This is a genomic window from bacterium, assembly GCA_040757115.1.
In the GTDB taxonomy this organism is placed as follows: Bacteria; UBA9089; CG2-30-40-21; order CG2-30-40-21; family SBAY01; genus JBFLXS01.
The window spans coordinates 1-833 of sequence record JBFLYA010000197.1; the positions used below are offsets into that span (position 1 = coordinate 1).

General features: G+C 37.0%; 1 protein-coding gene. It reads left to right on the forward strand.

All coding sequences use genetic code 11. The annotated features are described in order from the left end of the window. Window positions 1-710 (forward strand): transposase (locus tag AB1422_14560; protein MEW6620535.1); only part of this gene is annotated, 710 nt, incomplete at its 5' end. Window positions 711-833: the final 123 nt, after the last annotated feature.

The window sequence follows — 833 nt, forward strand, 5'->3', positions numbered from 1 at the left end:
CATTCTGGGGATTCAAAAGCCATGCTGCCTTCCAACAAACCCAATTCGGAGTTGTTAATATTAACGAACAAACTACTCCTGGCAATACTCCGGATGTTAAGGCCTTCTTTTCAGTTATTAAACCAATCACCAATACTCTTAATTTAACCATCAAAACTTTCTTGGCAGATGCTGCCTATGACGCCTGGTATGTCTATCAATATATTGCCAAAGGTGGTGGTGTTGCCTTTATACCTTTAAATACTCGGGGTCATAAAATCCTTCAACACTCCTTTGGTAAAAACGGTCGTCTTCTTTGCCAGGATAACCGTGAAATGGATAATGGTGGAGCCTGGTTTGATAAACAAAAACAGCATCGACGACAAAAATTTATCTGCCCTCTTATTAACCCTAAAACAGGTAAGAGAAAACCTGGTCAAAAATGCCGCTGCAACCACCCCAACTGGCAAAAGAAAGGCTGTACTAAATATATCAACCTTGACGATGTAGAAAATGCACGCTTTGCTATTGATAGAGAATCTAAACTATTTAAACAAACTTACAAACATAGAACTCTGGCAGAAAGAGGGTTTTCCATTCTTAAGGATTATGCTCTTGAAAAACCTATCTTTCGTAATCTAAACTCTATTGCCAATATCTATACCCTTGCTTATGCTCTAATGAATGCCAAAGTAATCCTTCAGGCAAAAGAAAAAACTTCATCTCCATAGATTTATCTCTCTTTTCTCTTACTATCTTCTTTAGTTCGATACTCTAACTGTGTCTCTATTACATTTATTACATAATTAAATACCCCTTTCTACTTCTCTTCTGTTCCATCTATCCATCTTTTA